General features: G+C 58.2%; 14 protein-coding genes. 12 read left to right on the top strand and 2 right to left on the bottom strand.

Going from position 1 to position 18,145, the window contains the following annotated elements:
• Nucleotides 1–29: 29 nt before the first annotated feature.
• From ACR0I1_RS18130 to ACR0I1_RS18110, 5 genes are all read left to right on the top strand, one after another.
• Nucleotides 30–992 (top strand): TAXI family TRAP transporter solute-binding subunit, encoded by a 963-nt coding sequence (locus tag ACR0I1_RS18130; protein WP_010443036.1) that lies wholly within the window; start codon nucleotides 30–32, stop codon nucleotides 990–992.
• Between the two features lie 107 nt (nucleotides 993–1,099).
• Nucleotides 1,100–3,709 carry a TRAP transporter permease gene (locus ACR0I1_RS18125; RefSeq protein WP_170397940.1) on the top strand — a complete coding sequence of 870 codons (2,610 nt, stop codon included), beginning with the start codon at nucleotides 1,100–1,102 and terminating at the stop codon, nucleotides 3,707–3,709.
• A complete protein-coding gene (locus ACR0I1_RS18120; RefSeq protein ID WP_480707469.1) occupies nucleotides 3,706–4,137 on the top strand; it encodes a universal stress protein in 432 nt (143 codons plus the stop codon). The genes ACR0I1_RS18125 and ACR0I1_RS18120 overlap by 4 nt, the downstream gene beginning before the upstream one ends.
• Before the next feature lie 84 nt (nucleotides 4,138–4,221).
• Nucleotides 4,222–5,973, top strand: a complete 1,752-nt coding sequence (gene ggt, locus ACR0I1_RS18115; RefSeq protein WP_480707468.1) for a gamma-glutamyltransferase — start codon at nucleotides 4,222–4,224, stop codon at nucleotides 5,971–5,973.
• Nucleotides 5,974–6,059: 86 nt separating this feature from the next.
• Nucleotides 6,060–7,265, top strand: a complete 1,206-nt coding sequence (locus ACR0I1_RS18110) for an MFS transporter (RefSeq protein WP_170407966.1) — start codon at nucleotides 6,060–6,062, stop codon at nucleotides 7,263–7,265.
• A 59-nt stretch (nucleotides 7,266–7,324) separates the two neighbouring features.
• Here the strand turns inward: ACR0I1_RS18110 and ACR0I1_RS18105 are convergent, their stop codons facing one another.
• Together ACR0I1_RS18105 and ACR0I1_RS18100 are read right to left on the bottom strand one after the other, a co-directional pair.
• Complete coding sequence (locus ACR0I1_RS18105; protein ID WP_480707466.1) at nucleotides 7,325–8,800, bottom strand: NAD-dependent succinate-semialdehyde dehydrogenase; 1,476 nt, start codon at nucleotides 8,798–8,800, stop codon at nucleotides 7,325–7,327.
• 2 nt (nucleotides 8,801–8,802) lie between these two features.
• Nucleotides 8,803–10,080, bottom strand: a complete 1,278-nt coding sequence (locus ACR0I1_RS18100; RefSeq protein WP_170397954.1) for a 4-aminobutyrate--2-oxoglutarate transaminase — start codon at nucleotides 10,078–10,080, stop codon at nucleotides 8,803–8,805.
• Between the two features lie 149 nt (nucleotides 10,081–10,229).
• Here ACR0I1_RS18100 and ACR0I1_RS18095 point away from each other — a divergent pair, with 149 nt between their 5' ends.
• From ACR0I1_RS18095 to ACR0I1_RS18065, 7 genes are all read left to right on the top strand, one after another.
• Nucleotides 10,230–10,796: a cupin domain-containing protein gene (locus ACR0I1_RS18095; protein ID WP_480707464.1), complete on the top strand. Its 567-nt coding sequence runs from the start codon at nucleotides 10,230–10,232 to the stop codon at nucleotides 10,794–10,796.
• Between the two features lie 137 nt (nucleotides 10,797–10,933).
• Complete coding sequence (locus ACR0I1_RS18090) at nucleotides 10,934–11,407, top strand: VOC family protein (RefSeq protein ID WP_480707463.1); 474 nt, start codon at nucleotides 10,934–10,936, stop codon at nucleotides 11,405–11,407.
• Entirely contained in the window at nucleotides 11,404–11,754 is a 351-nt protein-coding gene (locus ACR0I1_RS18085; RefSeq protein WP_170397963.1) for a hypothetical protein, read from the top strand. Before ACR0I1_RS18090 ends, ACR0I1_RS18085 begins: the two co-directional genes overlap by 4 nt.
• Nucleotides 11,755–11,884: 130 nt before the next feature.
• Nucleotides 11,885–12,853 (top strand): carbon-nitrogen hydrolase family protein, encoded by a 969-nt coding sequence (locus ACR0I1_RS18080; RefSeq protein ID WP_480707462.1) that lies wholly within the window; start codon nucleotides 11,885–11,887, stop codon nucleotides 12,851–12,853.
• A gap of 42 nt (nucleotides 12,854–12,895) precedes the next feature.
• Complete coding sequence (locus ACR0I1_RS18075; protein WP_170636619.1) at nucleotides 12,896–15,628, top strand: aminotransferase class I/II-fold pyridoxal phosphate-dependent enzyme; 2,733 nt, start codon at nucleotides 12,896–12,898, stop codon at nucleotides 15,626–15,628.
• 22 nt (nucleotides 15,629–15,650) lie between these two features.
• Nucleotides 15,651–17,099, top strand: a complete 1,449-nt coding sequence (locus ACR0I1_RS18070) for a biotin carboxylase (protein WP_170407976.1) — start codon at nucleotides 15,651–15,653, stop codon at nucleotides 17,097–17,099.
• Nucleotides 17,100–17,107: 8 nt separating this feature from the next.
• Nucleotides 17,108–18,097: a C45 family autoproteolytic acyltransferase/hydrolase gene (locus tag ACR0I1_RS18065; RefSeq protein ID WP_170425427.1), complete on the top strand. Its 990-nt coding sequence runs from the start codon at nucleotides 17,108–17,110 to the stop codon at nucleotides 18,095–18,097.
• Nucleotides 18,098–18,145: the final 48 nt, after the last annotated feature.

The raw sequence follows: 18,145 nt of genomic DNA, 5'->3' as shown, positions 1-18,145 counted from the left end.
TAAAAAAGACTGACAACAGGAGTGTCAAAGTGTTCAAGAAATCCTCAATCACCGCATTTGCCGCGGCGGCCCTGATGGCACCAGCGGCATATGCAGAAGAGTTTATCACGATCGGAACTGGCGGCGTTACGGGTGTATATTACCCGACGGGTGGCGCGATCTGCCGTCTGGTCAACAAGGGCCGGAAAGAGCACGGGGTCCGGTGTTCGGTGGAGTCGACTGGGGGGTCGGTTTACAACATCAACACCATTCGCGAAGGCGAGCTTGAGTTTGGTGTGGCACAGTCGGACTGGCAGTACCACGCGTATAACGGCAGCTCGAAATTCGAAGAAGCCGGCCCGTTTGAGAACCTGCGTGCCGTGTTCTCGGTACACCCAGAGCCGTTCACGGTTGTGGCGCGTGCCGACGCAGGTATCTCGAATTTCGAAGACCTGAAGGGCAAGCGGGTCAATATCGGCAACCCCGGTTCCGGTCAGCGCGGCACCATGGAAGTTCTGCTGGGTGAGATGGGTTGGACCACCGACGATTTTGAACTGGCGACCGAGCTGAAGGCGGCTGAACAGTCGGCTGCCCTGTGCGACAACCAGATCGACGCGATGGTTTACACCGTTGGTCACCCCTCGGGTTCGATCCAGGAAGCAACCACCGCCTGTGACTCGGTTCTGGTGAACGTCAGCGGCGACGCGGTTGACAAGCTGGTTGGTGACAACTCCTTCTACCGTACCGCAACCATCCCAGGTGGCATGTACCGCGGTTCGGATGGTGACACCTCGACATTTGGTGTTGGTGCAACCTTCGTGACTTCGGCTGACGTGTCGGAAGACGCGGTTTATGCGGTTGTCAGCTCGGTCTTCGAGAACTTCGATGACTTCAAAAAGCTGCACCCGGCATTTGCCAACCTGAAACCAGAAGAGATGATTGCGGACGGCCTGTCGGCACCGCTGCATCCGGGCGCTGAGAAGTACTACAAAGAAAAAGGCTGGATTCAGTAACCAGACCTGACACGGGGCGCCTTTCGGGGCGCCCCGATTCATATCCGGGCTAAACCGGAGACAAGACGGCCGCAAAAACCAAGGCCGAAGGACAGGGAGATACCAACATGAGTTCCGACACACAGGGCAATCGCCCTCTTTCCGAAGAAGAGCTTCAGGAACTGGTTGCCTCATCAGACGCAGGCGCGCGTGATCCGGCGGGTAATGTCGGGCTGTTTCTGGCGATCGTTGCGGTCTTGTGGTCGGTGTTTCAGGTCGTTCTGGCCTCTCCCCTATCGAATTATCTTCTGCCGGGCAGTGTAGTGAACAACTCACGCCAGATTCATCTGGCCTTTGCGATGTTCCTGGCCTTTTCGGCCTATCCGGCGCTGAAATCCAGCCCGCGGAACTACATCCCGATTCAGGATTGGATCATGGGGATCGTGGGCGCATTTCTGGCCCTCTATGGTTATTTCTTCTACCAAAAGATCGTCGATGCGGGCGGTCTCGCAGACGATACGGACAAGTGGTTTGCCCTTGTTGGCCTGCTGCTGTTGTTCGAGGCTGCGCGTCGCGCGCTTGGCCCGGCAATGGCGATCATCGCCACGATCTTTCTGGCCTACGTCTTCTTTGGTTCCTCCGAGTGGGTGCCCGAGGTGATCCGCTGGAAAGGTGCCAGCCTGCAAAAGGCGATGAGCCATATGTGGATCACGTCCGAAGGCGTCTTTGGCATCGCGCTGGGCGTTTCAACCAAGTTCGTCTTCCTCTTCGTGCTGTTCGGCGCGCTTTTGGATAAGGCGGGCGCGGGCAATTACTTCATCAAGATGGCCTTTGGCGCGCTGGGGCACCTGCGCGGTGGCCCGGCCAAAGCGGCTGTAGTTGGTTCTGCGGCGACCGGCCTGATCTCGGGCTCGTCCATTGCGAACGTTGTCACGACCGGCACCTTCACTATCCCACTGATGAAGCGTGTGGGCTTTTCCAGCGAACAAGCGGGCTCGGTTGAGGTCGCCTCATCCGTGAACGGCCAGATCATGCCACCGGTGATGGGCGCTGCTGCCTTCCTGATGGTGGAATATGTGGGCATCTCATACGTTGAGGTGATCACCCACGCCTTCCTGCCCGCCGCGATTTCTTACATCGCGCTCGTCTACATTGTACACCTTGAAGCGGTGAAGCGGAACATGCCGACGCTGGGCGACCGCGTCGTTTCGATGGGGCGCACAATCGGTGGAATGGCGCTGTTCTTCGTGGGCTTTGCCGGGCTGTGCTATGGCATCCAGTACCCGATCAAAGCGATTGTCGCGCTCATGCCCGACGCGTCGGGTCTGGTCCTGTCGGCGCTGATCGTTTTGGCCTATCTGATCCTGCTTTGGCTGGCTTCCGGAGTAGAGGACTTGGTGCCTGACGATCCTAATGCCAAAGAGGTTGAACTGCCGGTAATTGCCGAAATCTACAAGGCCGGTCTGCATTACCTGCTACCGATCATCGTGCTGGTCTATTTCCTGATGATCGAACAGAAATCACCGGGCCTATCAGCCTTCTGGGCGACTTCGCTGTTGTTCGTGATCCTGCTGACGCAGAAACCGCTCAAGTCGATCTTCCGGGGTGAAAGTGACACAGCGAATGCCTTCAAGGCCGGTGTTGTTGATCTGTGGAATGGTCTGATCGACGGCGCGCGCAACATGATTGGTATCGCGCTGGCGACCGCCACCGCGGGTGTGATCGTGGGCACCGTGACGCTGACCGGCGTGGGCCAAGTGATGGCCGATCTGGTCGAGTTCCTGTCAGGCGGTAACCTGATCGCCATGCTGGCGTTGGTGGGTCTGCTCAGCCTGATCCTCGGGATGGGTTTGCCGACCACGGCGAACTATATCGTGGTCAGCTCGCTGATGGCGGGTGTGGTCGTGGAATTGGGCGCGCAGGATGGGCTGATCGTGCCGCTGATCGCGGTGCACTTGTTCGTGTTCTACTTCGGCATCATGGCTGATGTGACACCGCCGGTTGGTCTGGCGAGCTTTGCCGCCGCCGCCGTTTCGGGCGGGGACGCGATCAAGACGGGCTTTACCGCCTTCTTCTACAGCTTGCGCACCGTGGCACTGCCTTTCGTGTTCATCTTCAACACTGACCTGTTGCTGATCGATGTGGGCTGGGTACAGGGAATCTTGGTGGCCGTCTCTGCGACCATCGCGATCCTGATCTTCACTGCCGGCACCATGGGCTGGTTCCTGACCAAGAACCGCATCTATGAAAGCGTGGCGCTGATTCTGATCGCCTTTGCGCTGTTCCGTCCGGATTTCTTCATGAACCGCATCGCACCGCCCTTTGCGCAGATCGAACCGGCACAGCTGACGCAGGCCGTGGGTGAGGCCGCACCGGGCAGCACCATGCGGATCGAGGTCGCAGGCCCGGACTTTGACACCGGCAATATGACCGAAACCACCGTGGTTCTGGACATTCCGGAAGGGGCCGACGGCACAGCGCGTGTCGACGCCCTAGGGCTGATGACGCTGGAAGAGGATGGTCTGGTCAAGCTCGACGAGCCGATGTTCGGTACGCCGGTCGCGGATGAGCTGGACATGTTCGACTATTATGCTGACGATGCCGTTCGCATCACCAGCATTCAGGCCCCGCAAAGCCAGCCCGCGAAAGAGCTGATCTTTATCCCGGCGCTGATCCTGTTGGGTCTTGTCGCCTTCCTCCAGCGCGGCCGTGCCGCAAAACAGGGAGAACCCGCATGACCAAAGCTATTCTGTGCGCCGTGGATATCAGCAATGGCGATCTGGATGTCGCAGTCCTTGAACGCGCCGCCGCGCTGGCTGAATTGGATGGCGCGCGGCTGGACGTGGTGACCGTGACACCGGATTATGGCGAAGGTTTCGTCAGCAGTTTTTTCGAGCCCCACCACCACGAAAAGATGGTTGAAGAGGCTCATGAAAAGCTGGTCGCCCTCTGCGCCGCCGCGCTGGGCGACGCGCGTAACGTCAATGTTCGCCACGTGGTGGCGACCGGCAGCGCCTATCAGGAGATCCTCAAAACAGCGGAAAGCGCGGGTTCGGATCTGATCGTGATCGGTGCGCACAAGCCTGATTTCAAAGACTATCTGCTTGGTCCAAACGCAGCCCGGGTCGTGCGTCATTCGCAGACCTCGGTATATGTTGTGCGTTGAATGGAAGCGACCTAAGGTACGAATCTGCCATTTGAATTTCGGTACTCAGTAGTTAATCACGCAGATCCTTACCGGGAGATTTTTATGATGAAGACTGTCATGAGAACCAGCGCCGCCTTGGCGCTGGCGCTAGTTGCGTGCGCGGCCTATGCACAGGACCCCGCACCAGAATACGGCTATGGCTGGGAGGATAAGAATTCGGTGACCGGCTCCGAATTTATGGTCTCTGCCGCCAATCCCATCGCCGCCAAGGCCGGATATGACGTTCTGGCCGCAGGTGGCACGGCCGCAGATGCGATGATCGCCGTGCAGTTGATGCTCAATCTGGTCGAGCCTCAATCTTCGGGCATCGGCGGTGGGGCGTTCATGCTGTATTGGGATGCATCGGCTAATACTCTGACCACATTTGACGCACGCGAAAAGGCTCCGGCCAAGGCCACGCCTGAACGGTTTTTGCTGCCCGATGGGGAAAAGATGCCGTGGCCCGAAGCTGTTGTTGGCGGCCAATCCGTTGGCGTGCCGGGCATCCTGCGCCTGATGGAAGTGACCCATAACCTCTATGGCAAGAAAGACTGGGCCTCGTTGTTCCAGTCCACCATCGATCAGGCCGAGCAGGGGTTCGAGGTTTCGCCCCGTATGGCAAACTCGATCCAAAGCACGATTGAACGTGAGCGTTCTGTCGGTGTGTTCCCGGCGGGCAAAGCGTATTTCTTCAACGAAGATGGCACGCCGCTGCAGGCCGGAACCTTGCTACGGAACCCCGAATTTGCCGAAACTCTGCGCATTCTGGCCGATCAGGGCGCAGGGGCCTTCTATAGCGGTCCCATCGCCGAAGATATCGTGGCTGCAGTGGATGCCACATCCAAGGTGGAAAACAACATCACGCTTGAGGATCTGGCCGACTACCGCGTCAAAATCCGCCCTGCCGTCTGCGCCGATTATCGCGGTTACGATGTCTGCGGAATGGGCCCACCAACCTCCGGCGGCCTGACCGTCGGGCAGATTCTGGGGATACTCAGCAACTTCGATCTCGAAGGCACCGGTTGGAATGCCGAGATGGCGCATCTCTATGCCGAGGCCGCCAAGCTGGCCTATGCCGACCGCGCGCTTTACATGGCCGACAGCGATTTTATCGATGTACCGGTCAAGGGCCTGCTGGACACGGATTACCTAAAGCTGCGCTCCGAGATGATCGACCCGGCTGCGGCAAGTGAAAAGCGTCAGGCAGGTGAGCCGCCGCGTGATCACACCGCCTTGTTTGCGCCCTCGCAAAACCCGGGCCGCCCCGGCACCAGCCATATCGTGATCCGTGACCAATACGGCAACGCGCTGTCAATGACGACCACCATCGAGACCGCCTTTGGCAGTCGGGTTTTCGTGCGGGGCTTCCTGCTGAACAACGAACTCACCGACTTTGACCGCGCGCCGATGGACGGAGATCGCCTGGTCGCCAACCGTGTCGAAGGCGGCAAACGCCCCCGCAGTTCGATGTCACCAACCATCGTGATGAAGGATGGCGCGCCCTATCTGCTGATCGGTTCCCCCGGCGGCAGCCGCATCATCAACTATGTGGCCAAAACGATCATCGCGATCGTGGACTGGGAGATGGACCCGCAGGATGCCATCGAAACGGGGCATTTCGTGCACCGCAACGGGTCTTCAATGGATCTGGAGCAGGGAACATCCGCTGCCGAGTTCGCAGATGCTCTGACCGCCAAAGGTCATGAGGTGAAAGAAGTCGATCTCAACAGCGGGTTGCATGCCATCCTGATCAAGGACGGGCAGTTGATCGGCGCTGCTGATCCTCGTCGCGAAGGCGTGGCATTGGGCCAATAAACATGAACTGGAAAAGGGCTGCTGGACAATTGTACCACACAGCCCTTTTCTCTTGCTTTAACAGCGTACTCGTCCGATAGGGCGGTATGTTCAAAAGCCGCGCGATAACCTTTATCCTGATCACGCTGATGATTGATGCCATCGGTATCGGCATCGTGTTCCCGATCATGCCCGACCTGATGGATCGCGTCGGTGCGGGCAATACCGGGCAGGGGGCTTTTTGGGGTGGGCTGCTGATGGCCGCCTATGCCGGGGCGCTGTTCCTGTGCGGACCTATCGTGGGTAGCATTTCGGATGCGGTTGGCCGCAGGCCGATCCTGATCGCAGCGCTGACCATGTTGGCGCTGGATTATGTGATCATGGCGCTGGCCGAAACATTCTGGCTGCTTCTTCTGGGGCGAACGCTCGCGGGGCTTGCGGGGGCGACCTATATTACCGCAACGGCTTACATCGCTGACATATCCTCACCGACTGAGAAGGCGGCGAATTTCGGTCTGATCGGGGCGGCCTTCGGGATTGGGTTTGTGCTTGGCCCAGCCATCGGCGGCATCGCTGCCGGGATCAGTATCACTGCGCCGTTCTGGATTGCCGCGGTCTTGTCCGCCGCCAACGCCCTGTTCGGAGTATTCGTCCTGCCCGAGAGCCTGAAACCAGAAAAGCGCCGCCCCTTTGGCAAGCGCGACCTGAACCCGTTCAAATCGATCTTTGACGCCTTCCGCTTTCCGGGGCTGGCAGTGCCGCTGCTGTGCATTTTCATCTTTGAATTTGCCAACATGGTCTACCCCACCCTCTGGGCCTTCTGGATACGAGAGGTGTTTGGCTGGTCCACGCTGTATATCGGCCTGTCGCTGGCCGCATACGGCGTGCTGTTGGCCTTCGTCCAAGCCGGACTGATGCCGGTCTTCATTCGCTGGATCGGCGATTACCGAACCCTGCTGCTGGGGATGGTATCGGCATTGGTCGGAATGATCGGCTTTGGGTTTACCGTAACGGTTACGGCCCTTGTCATCTTTATTCTGCTTGCCGCGCTGTCCGACCTCGTGCCTGCCTTGATCACGGCTATGGCCTCGAACCAGGCGGACGAAGACCGGCAGGGCGTGGTGCAGGGAGTCATCGCGTCACTGTCTTCTGTCGCTGCGGTTCTGTCGCCTTTGGTGATGACCGGCATCTTTCAGGCGTCGGTCGATGGCGAAGGCACTTATCTGCCCGGCGCACCGTTCTTTTTCTCGGCGGCTCTGGTCTTGGTGATGATGCCGTTGGTGTTCCGTCTGCGCGGGCACGCATCGGTCTGAAACGAAAAACGCACCCGCAGCGGACTGCGAGTGCGTTGAATTTTCAAGGCACGAGGCGCTTACTGAATTTCACCCATGCAGAGATATTTCATCTCAAGGAAATCCTCGATCCCGTATTTCGAACCCTCACGGCCTAGACCGGATTGTTTGACACCGCCGAACGGGGCGACTTCGGTCGAGATCAGGCCAGTGTTGATGCCCACCATGCCCGATTCCAGCGCCTCGGCCACACGCCAGACGCGCGCCAGATCGCGGCTGTAGAAATACGAGGCCAGGCCGAACTCGCTGTCATTGGCCATGCTGACGACGTCGTCTTCTTCCTCGAATTTGAACAGCGGAGCGACGGGGCCGAAGGTTTCGTCCTTTGCCACAACCATATCGCGGGTTACGCCAGTCAGAACGGTGGGTTCAAAGAATGTCCCACCCAGATCCGAGCGTTTGCCACCCAGCGTTACAGTCGCCCCTTTGGAAACCGCGTCCGAGATATGTTCTTCAACTTTGTCGACCGCCGCCTGATTGATCAGGGGACCTGTGGTGATGCCGTCGCCAAAGCCGTCGCCGACATTCAAAGATTTTGTCTTCTCGGCCAGCTTGGCAGCAAACTCGTCATAGACGCCCGACTGCACATAGATGCGGTTGGCACAGACGCAGGTCTGGCCATTGTTGCGGAACTTCGCGATCATCGCGCCATCCACGGCGGCATCCACGTCGGCATCGTCAAAGACGATGAATGGTGCGTTACCGCCCAGTTCCAGCGACATCTTCTTGATGGTGCCCGCCGCCTGACGCATCAGGATCTGTCCTACACGGGTCGAGCCGGTGAAGGTGATCTTGGCGACCTTGTCGTTGGTGCAAAGCTCATTACCGACGCCTGAGCTGTCGGTGCCCGGGATCACGTTGAACACGCCCGCTGGTATACCCGCACGTTCACCCAAAACCGCCATCGCCGTCGCCGACAGCGGCGTCAGCGTCGCTGGGCGCGCCACAAAGGTACAGCCCACGGCCAGCGCCGGGCCAACTTTGCGCGCGATCATCGCGTTCGGGAAATTCCAAGGCGTGATTGATCCCACTACGCCCACGGGCTGCTTCAGCACCACGATGCGCTTGTCGCGCTGGTGGCCGGGGATGACGTCGCCGTAAACACGCTTGGCCTCTTCCGAGAACCACTCGATAAAGGACGCGCCATATAGGATTTCACCGCGCGCCTCGGGCCAGGGTTTACCCATCTCGGCGGTCAGGATGGTTGCCAGATCGTCTGCGTTTTCGACCATCAGGTCGAACCATTTGCGCAGAATGGCGGCGCGTTCCTTGCCAGTCTGAGCAGCCCATTCCTTCTTCGCAGCGTAAGCTGCATCGATGGTCTGTGTTGTGCCTTCGATGCTGACATCTGTCACATTGGCGATCAGATCACCGGTTGCAGGGTTGTAGACAGGGAACGTTGCCTCACCTTCGACCCATTCACCGTTGATATAGGCGCGGGGTTCCAGAAGGCTGGGATCTTTCAGCTCCAGCTTGGTCACTTTGGTATCCAGCATGTTCAGGCTCCTTTGGCAGCGTCGATCGAGGCTTCGAGGATATCCATGGCCTCGGCGAAGATTTCGTCCTGCACCGTCAACGGCGCGAGGAAACGAATTACGTTCCCATATACGCCACATGTCAGCAGGATCAATCCACGCTTCAATGCCTCGACCCGTATGGCGTTTGCCATATCGGGATTCGGGGCGCTGCCGTCGGTCGTGTTGAACTCGGCCGCAACCATAAGGCCCGGACCACGAATATCTACGATCTCGGGCGTGCGGGAACGGATCGATTCCAGACGCTGTTTCAAGCGCGAGCCCAGCTCATTGGCGCGCGTGCACAGGTCTTCTTCCTCGATCACATCCATCACAGCATGGGCGGCGGCGATCCCCAGCGGGTTGCCGCCATAGGTTCCGCCCAAACCACCCGGGTGCGCGGCGTCCATCAGCTCAGCACGACCGGTGACGGCGGCCAGCGGCAGACCACCGGCCAGACCTTTGGCCATAGTGGTGATATCAGCAGAGACGTCATAAGCGTCCATCGCGAACAGGTTGCCAGTGCGGGCAAAGCCGGTCTGTACCTCATCGGCAATCAGAACGATGCCATGTTCGTCGCAAAGCGCGCGCAGACCACGCATCAACTCAGCCGGAGCGGGGTAGAAGCCACCTTCGCCCTGAACCGGTTCGATGATGATCGCGGCCACCCGGCCCGGATCAAGATCGGCCTTGAACAGTTTAGTCAAAGCACCCAGCGAATCTTCGGTCGAGGTGCCATGCAGATCGATCGGGAACGGGACGTGATAGGTATCGGGCATCATCGCGCCGAAGCCCGCTTTATATGGCTGAACCTTGCCGGTCAGTGACATGCCCATGAACGTACGGCCGTGAAAAGCGCCGCCAAAGGCCACTACAGCCGGGCGGCCAGTGGCAGCACGCGCGATCTTGACGGCATTCTCGACCGCCTCGGCACCTGTAGTGACAAAGACGGTTTTCTTGGTGAAGTCGCCGGGCACTTTCTCGTTCAGGCGCTCGGCCAGACGGATGTAATTCTCATAAGGCAGAACCTGATGGCAGGTATGGGTGAAGTTTGCGGCCTGTTTCTGAACAGCCTCCATCACCTTGGGGTGGCAATGCCCTGTGTTCACAACGGCGATGCCTGCGGCGAAATCGATATAGCGTTTGCCTTCGACATCCCAGACCTCGGAATTCACGGCACGGTCCACATAGACTTGCGTTTGCATCCCCACGCCCTGCGCGATCGAGGTATTCCGGCGTTCAGCAATCTGAGCGTTCAGCATCTTGCGTCCTTTCCCGTTTCCGGGCGCGGTGCCCGTATGTTTGACTGCGCGACTGTAGTATCTGCGCCTGCAAGCGAAAGCCTGTTTCTTGTGGTTTATAAGCCATTGATTTACCGTCCCGGCAGGATCAAGTGTTGCGGATACTGAACATGAAGAACACCAGCCAAGAGGATTTGACCCTCGGATTGCGCCTGCGAACCTTGCGAGAGCGTGCAGGTTTATCTCAGCGGGCGCTGGCCAAGAAGTCGGATGTGCCGAACTCAACCATCTCACTGATCGAGTCGGGCAAGATGAATCCATCGGTTGGTGCGTTACGGCGTATTCTGCAAGGCATACCGATTGGCATGTCCGATTTCTTTTCCTTCGAAATCGAACCTGAGCAGACCGTGTTTTACGCCTCAGAAGAACTTACTGAGATCGGAAAGGGTGGGCTGTCTCTGCGGCAGGTAGGATCAAACCTGCGTGGTCGCGCGATGATGATCTTGCAGGAAACTTACGAGTTAGGGGCTGACACCGGTCGCGTGATGTACGGGCATGAGGCGGAAGAGGGCGGTATTGTCATCTCGGGTCGGGTGGAGGTGACCGTGGGCGATAAGCGCAAGGTACTGGGACCAGGCGATGCTTATTATTTCGACAGTCGCACCCCGCACCGGTTCAGGCAGGTCGGCCCCGAAGTTTGCCGGGTCATCAGCGCCTGTACTCCGCCTACATTCTAAGCATCACGGCAGAAATTTCAGCACTATGCATCATAGTGTTGCAGTATCTCCTGGTTTGATCCACAGTATGATGCATAGTGCGGGAAATTCCTGCAGATAATCCAGGGTGTCCGCCGCCCAATTCAGAGAGTACCGGAATGAAAAAGAAACCTGCCACTCTGCCACGTGGCTATCGCACCTGCACCGCATCGCTTGCCGTCGTCGACGTCGATGCCGCGCTAACTTTCTACGAAAGCGCCTTTGATGCGAAGATACAGGCCTATGATGCGGATGAGGCCCCCGGCTTTGCCTCCATCAAGATCGGCAACTCGATGCTGTTTGTCACCGCCGGATGGGGTGCGCACGGCCCCGCCATTCCGGGCACAGTCACTCCGATTGGGCATCATATGTATGTCGAAGATGTGGACACTGCCCTTGCAGCCGCGTTGGAAAGCGGTGCCAGCCTGATCGCTGAGGCGGCGGACACCTATTGGGGTGAACGCTGCGCCACGATTGCCGATCCGTTCGGTCATGTCTGGACGTTGGCGACCCGCGTCGAAAACCTGAAGCCAGCGGATATCAGTGAACGGCGCAAAGCGCTGCTGGACGCGGCGCAGATCGAGGCTGCATGAACGACGCCCCCCTTCCCACATTCACGATCCGTCAAAACGATCTGGCCATTCTCGCGGCTGAGGGTCGCATCGGCGACTATCCGGTCGCCGTTCGCACGGCGCGTGAGGTGATCAGCGGCGGCTTTGCCAACCACTCGGCGCATCCCAATACCTGGACTGTATACTTTCTGGTCGATGGCCAATGGGCGCTGGTCGAATCCACGCGCGGGCTGCGGCGGGAGTGGTCCAGCCTTGATCGGCTCGAGAAATGGCTGCGCAGTTGCGGATTCCGGTTCTTCTGGGTTCGCAACGACATCGATTTTGTGGAACCGCAGGCAGAAGATACCGCCGAGGAAGCCGCAGTATGAGGGCAGTCGCCTCGGAAAACCATAGCCTGAGGACAGCAGGCTTGCGTGACCACACGGTTTTATGTTCCGATGAAGAACGCCGGATCAAATCGGCGGTCGCAATCGGCAAGAAAATGAGAAGAAACGAAAAATGACCCCTTTTGCGATAACCGGAATCCAGATGCATGTCGGTGCGTTGCAGTCGAATGTCGACGCGATGCTGCACCGGATCGACATTATGATGGCACGGTTCCCCTGGACCCAGATGGCCCTGTTCAGCGAACTGGCGCCTCATGGTCCGCTCGACCGGTTTGCCCAGCCCTTTCCCAATGACGACCTGTCGCGCTTTCAGGATGCCGCTCGGCGTTATGGGATTTGGCTGATCCCCGGTTCGATGTTCGAAAAACACGAAGATGGACGGATTTTCAACACCTCGGTGGTGATCAACCCCGAAGGTGAGATCGTCTCAAAATACTCCAAGATGTTCCCGTTCAAACCTTATGAAGAGAACATCGCCTCGGGTACCGAATTCTGCATCTTTGATGTGCCGGATGTGGGCCGGTTTGGCCTGTCGATCTGCTACGACATCTGGTTCCCCGAAACCACCCGCCACCTGACCAGCCAAGGGGTCGAGGTTCTGCTGCACCCGGTTCTGACCGGCACAACCGACCGCGAGGCCGAGCTGTCGATCGCCAAGGCGACCGCCGCGCAGTTCCAATGCTACGTGTTCGACGTGAACGGGCTGGCCGCCGGGGGCGTGGGCCGCTCACTGGTCGTTGATCCCTCGGCCACCGTGCTGCACCAGTCTGCGGGACAGGAGGATATCTTCCCTATCGAGATCGATCTTGATCAGGTCCGCCGCCAACGCGAGGTCGGACTGAAAGGTCTGGGGCAGGTTCTCAAAAGCTTCCGCGACCGCGAGGCGGAGTTCCCGGTCTATGACCGTTCCAGCGGGGCGGATGCCTATCTGCACACGCTCGGCCCGCTGCGCATTCCGCAGAAAGGCGACGTTGCGGGCGTCGCTGCATCCGACCCCAGAACGGCGCTGGGATATACTGAAGACGCCGCGACCAAGCCCGACAATCTGTATCTCTACAAAGGACGCTCTGGCACAGACTGATACCGGCCCAGCTTTTCGGTATCGGCAGAAAGGAAAAATTTCATGCACGGCATTTCCGATAGCGAAAAGCTCCACACCATCTCGGACTACTACAGCGCCTCGCAACTGAGGGCAGACCGATGGAGCGCGCTGCGGGAAACGGCCGAGTCCCTGGATCAGGGCGGTAACGAAAAAGATCGGGACCGGGCACGGCAGTTGCTGCAGGCGCTGGCCCCGATCGAGATGTATTTCGCTTTTCCGGGCGGATCGGCGTTCGACTATCTGCGTCGTTTGCTGGACCATGGTAACTTTGGCGATTTCTCTACCGCCGTGCGCCGGGTGTCGCGGGCGCTGACCTCAGGGGCCTATCGTCGCCGCTCGATCCCGTTGATCGCGGATGAGACCGAGGTTGATGAGTTTGAGGACGAGTCCACCCAAAGCCATGAAGCCCGCGCGCTGGGCCGCCCATATTTCGAGGTGATGATCGTTGACAAGGTCAACGAACATCAGGAACGGTTCCTGCAAACCAGCCTGCAACGGATGCGCCGCAGCGAAGATCCGTTTATTTATGAAACCGTTGTCGTTCCCAGTGTCGAGGATGCGCTGATCGGGGTTCTGTTCAACCAGAATGTACAGGCGGTCATTGTTCGCCCGGGCCTTAGCCTGAAGTCCAAGAACGAAACCAATGTTTTGGGCCGCTATATCAGCCTCTATGGCGAGGGCGCCGATCTTGATGCGCTGTCCCCTTCGGAATACGGCCCTGAAACCTGCCGCAGGATCGGCATGCTGCGCCCCGAGCTGGACGCTTATCTAATCACCGACCGTTCGGCGGAAGATATTGCCGGTCTCGATCTGGGCCTGTGCCGGCGGGTCTTCTACAATCAGGAAGACTTTCTGGAATTACACCTGAACATCCTGCGCGGGGTGCAGCGGCGCTATAAGACACCGTTCTTCACGGCGCTCAAGGAATACTCAAAACAGCCCACGGGCGTGTTCCACGCGATGCCGATCAGCCGGGGTAAATCGATTAGTCGCAGCCACTGGATTCAGGACATGGGGGCGTTCTACGGATCAAATATCTTCATGGCGGAAACTTCGGCCACGTCTGGCGGGCTGGATTCGCTGCTGGAGCCGAAGGGCCCGATCAAAGAGGCGCAGGAAGCTGCCGCACGCGCATTCGGCTCTAAACAGACGTTTTTTGCCACGAATGGCACCTCGACCTGCAACAAGATCGTGGTGCAGGCGCTGGTACGGCCCGGAGACATCGTGCTGATCGACCGCGATTGCCACAAATCGCACCACTACGGCATGGTGCTGGCCGGGGCGAGCGTCGTCTATATGGACAGCTATCCGCTGCACGATTACTCGATGTACGGCGCGGTGCCGATCCGAGAGATCAAGCACAAGCTTTTGACCCTGAAGGCCGAAGGCAAGCTGGATCAGGTTCGCATGGTGTTGCTGACCAACTGCACATTCGATGGCATCGTCTATAATGTACAGCGGGTGATGCAGGAATGCCTAGCGATCAAAAAGGACCTTGTGTTCCTGTGGGATGAGGCCTGGTTCGGCTACGCGCGCTTTGCCCCGAACTCGCGTGTGCGTACTGCGATGCGATCGGCCAATATCCTGCGCGAACAATTCCGCACCCCAGAACATGCCGAGGCTTATGCCAACCAGCAGGAGGAATTGAAGGGCGCGGATGATGAGACCCTTCTGAACACCCGCCTAATCGCGCCGCCCGATGCACGCGTTAGGGTCTATGCTACACAATCAACGCATAAAACGCTGACTGCGCTGCGGCAGGGCTCGATGATCCATGTCAATGACCAGCAGTTCAAAGGTGCGGTCGAAGAGGCGTTTCACGAGGCCTATATGACCCACACCTCGACCTCGCCCAATTACCAGATCATCGCCTCATTGGATGTGGGGCGCAGACAGGTTGAGATCGAAGGATACGAGTTCGTCCAGCGGCAGGTCGAAAGCGCGATGGCAATCCGCCGGGCGGTGACAACGCATCCGCTGCTCAGGAAGTATTTCAAGCTGGTCACGGCGGGCGACATGATCCCCGAACAATACCGCGAAAGCGGGATGACCAGCTATTTCGATCCCGATCAGGGCTGGGCCGATGTTTGGGATTGCTGGGCCAAGGACGAGTTTGTTCTGGATGCCACCCGCATCACGCTGCATGTGGGCGCCACGGGCTGGGACGGCGATACGTTCAAGACCAAGATCCTGATGGATAAATACGGCATCCAGATCAACAAGACCTCACGCAATACCGTGTTGTTCATGACCAATATCGGCACCACACGCAGCTCGGTCGCTTATCTGATCGAGGTTCTGGTCGAGATCGCCAAGGAGTTAGACGATCTGATGGACGATGCCTCGAAGATGGAAAAACGGGCCTTTGAAAAGCGCGTCAGCAACCTGAGCGAACACGTCCCACCTCTGCCTGATTTTAGTCGGTTCCACGATGCGTTCCGCTGTGAAGCAGGTACCGAAGCCGGTGACATCCGTACGGCGTTTTTTCTGTCCTATGACGAAGACAATTGCGACTACGTCGAGCCCGACAAGGAGATGTTGGAACGGCTCGAAGCCGGGGAAGAGATGGTCTCGGCCACCTTCGTGATTCCCTATCCGCCGGGTTTTCCCATTTTGGTACCGGGGCAGGTGATCAGCCCTGAAATTCTCAAATTCATGCAGGAACTGGACGTGTCAGAGATCCACGGATTCCGTGCCGATCTGGGCCTGCGCATTTTTACCGAAGACGCTTTGAAATCAGTAAAGAACCCCTAAGGGGTCAGGGAGGACAACAATCATGCCAAAGAAGGTGCTGAAAAACATCTCGGAAATCCGCCGGTATTTCCATACCAACAAGGACCCGATCTATTTCGTATCGGCAACCAATTTCAACCTGTTGGGGCTGGATGAATGGGTGATGAACTTCACCTATATCTGCTACATGGATTGCTTTGACGGGCGACATCCGAACGTGTTTGTGCCTTCGGAAATGCCGCATGATGAGTTTCAGTCCATCGAAGACATCAACAATTATCTGCTGCAGCACAAAGAGGTCATCGACCTGGTCAAGCGGCGCGGTGGCAAGCCCAAGTTTGTCTTCCTGATGTTCGACGAGACGACTGAGAAGCTGGTCAAGGAGCTGGGCGGTCAGCTGTGGTTCCCCAAAGCCAAGCTGCGCACCAAATGTGACAACAAGATCGAAACTGTCCGTATCGGCAATAAGGCGGGTGTGCCTTCGGTGCCCAACACGCTGAGCGTTGTCAAAAGCTATGATCACCTGAAAAAGATCTGCGAAAAGGCCGGATTGGGGAATGATCTGGTGCTACAATCCGCCTTCGGCGACAGTGGCCATACGACGTTTTTCATCAAGTCCGAGGCCGATTTCAACAAGCACAAAGACGAGATCATCGGCGAAGGCGAGATCAAGATCATGAAGCGGATCGACTGTCGCGGGGCGGCGATCGAGGCCTGTGCGACCTCGGAGGGTACCATCGTTGGCCCGCTGATGACTGAGCTTGTGGGCTTCAAGGAACTTACCCCCTATCGCGGCGGCTGGTGCGGGAATGAGATTTTCTCAACCGCCTTTCCACCGAAAGCACGTGAACAGGCGCGGCAATTGACCTTCCAATTCGGGGAAGAGCTGCGCAAATCAGGCTATCGCGGCTATTTCGAACTCGACTTCCTGATCGATAAGAAAACCGACGAACTGTGGTTGGGCGAATTGAACCCCCGTATCACTGGCGCCAGCTCGATGACCAACCACGCGGCCTTTGCGCACGCTGATGCGCCACTGTTTCTGTTCCATCTACTTGAGTTTTCAAAGAAGCCCTTCGAGCTGGATGTCGAGGAACTGAATGCCCGCTGGGCGGATCCGGACATGATCGACAGCTGGTCGCAAATGGTAATCAAACACACCGATGACAGTGTCGACCGGATCACGCAGGCCCCACAGTCGGGCATCTACAAGATGCTGGAAGATGGCCGCGTCGTGTTCGACCGGTTCGACTATCACCGCCGCGCGGTGGGCGAGAACGAAGCGTTCTTCCTGCGTATCTCGAATGTCGGTGATTACCGCTATGAGGGCGCTGATTTGGGTATCCTCGTGACTCGCGGGCGGTCGATGACCAAGGGCTTCAAACTGACGGACAAATCGAAGAAGTGGATTCATGGGATCACTTCGGCTTATACGGCTGAACCGCTGCCCGCGGCACAGCCGATGGAAGACCCCGCGTTCAAAATTATGTAGAAAGCCCCATGGCGCTTGTTTTTCGCTCAATCGACGAGGAACAGCCCGGTCCCAAGCTGGCCGGGCTGTTTGCCGAATACTGGCCCGCCTACCGCAAATGGTGGGCGCAAGAGGGATATTCGGCCCGCCCCACCTATCGCGAATGCCTCCGCGCCTTGCAAAAGCACATGCCCGAGATTCTGCCGCTTTATGAAGAGATCGTCGAATTGGTCGGCGGCAGCGACAGCCAGGCGCGGTTTCTCAGCTTTTACTGCCCGCCGAAATATCTTTCGGGCTGCAGCCAGGCGATTTGGCGTGGCAAGACACCGTTTCTGGTGCGCAATTACGACTACCATCCAAAAACCTTTGACGCCGCTCTGCTGAAAACCCGCTGGGACGGGCGCGGGATCATCGGGATGAGCGACGGCGTTCTGGGTCTGCTTGATGGCATCAACGATGCCGGTCTGACGGTCTCGCTCACCTTTGGCGGGCGGCGCGAGGTCGGCGACGGCTTTGGCGTGCCGCTGATCCTGCGCTATGTCCTTCAAACCTGCGAGACCACTGCGCAAGCGGTTGACTGCCTGTGCCGCATCCCTTGTCATATGAGCTATAACGTCACCGTTCTGGATGCGAAACACAATCACAGCACGGTGTACCTTGCCCCGGACCGGCACCCGCAAATCTCGGACCAGCCGGTCGCGACAAACCATCAGGGCCATGTCGAATGGTCCACCCATGCGCGCTTTACGGCCACCGTGGAACGCGAAAGGTTCTTGCTCAACCGTCTCAACCAGCACCCGGAAAGCGAGAAGCGGTTTATCGATGCGTTCCTGCGTCCGCCGCTTTATTCAACGGCTTTCAGATCAGGTTTCGGCACGCTCTATACTGCGGTCTATCGGCCTGCGAAGAAGCAGTTGCAACTGCTTTGGCCCGGTGCCAGCTGGGACTTGTCCTTCGATGGCTTCAAAGAGGGTGAGCTGAGTCTGATGTTGCCCGACGAGGCCGAGCCTGCAGTCTGACAAGCGCGGTCGCCCTTCTAAACTTCTTGCTCTTGGACGGGCGACGCA

It is taken from the genome of Ruegeria sp. B11, assembly GCF_056539785.1.
This window is presented reverse-complemented; position numbering and strand designations above follow the sequence as displayed.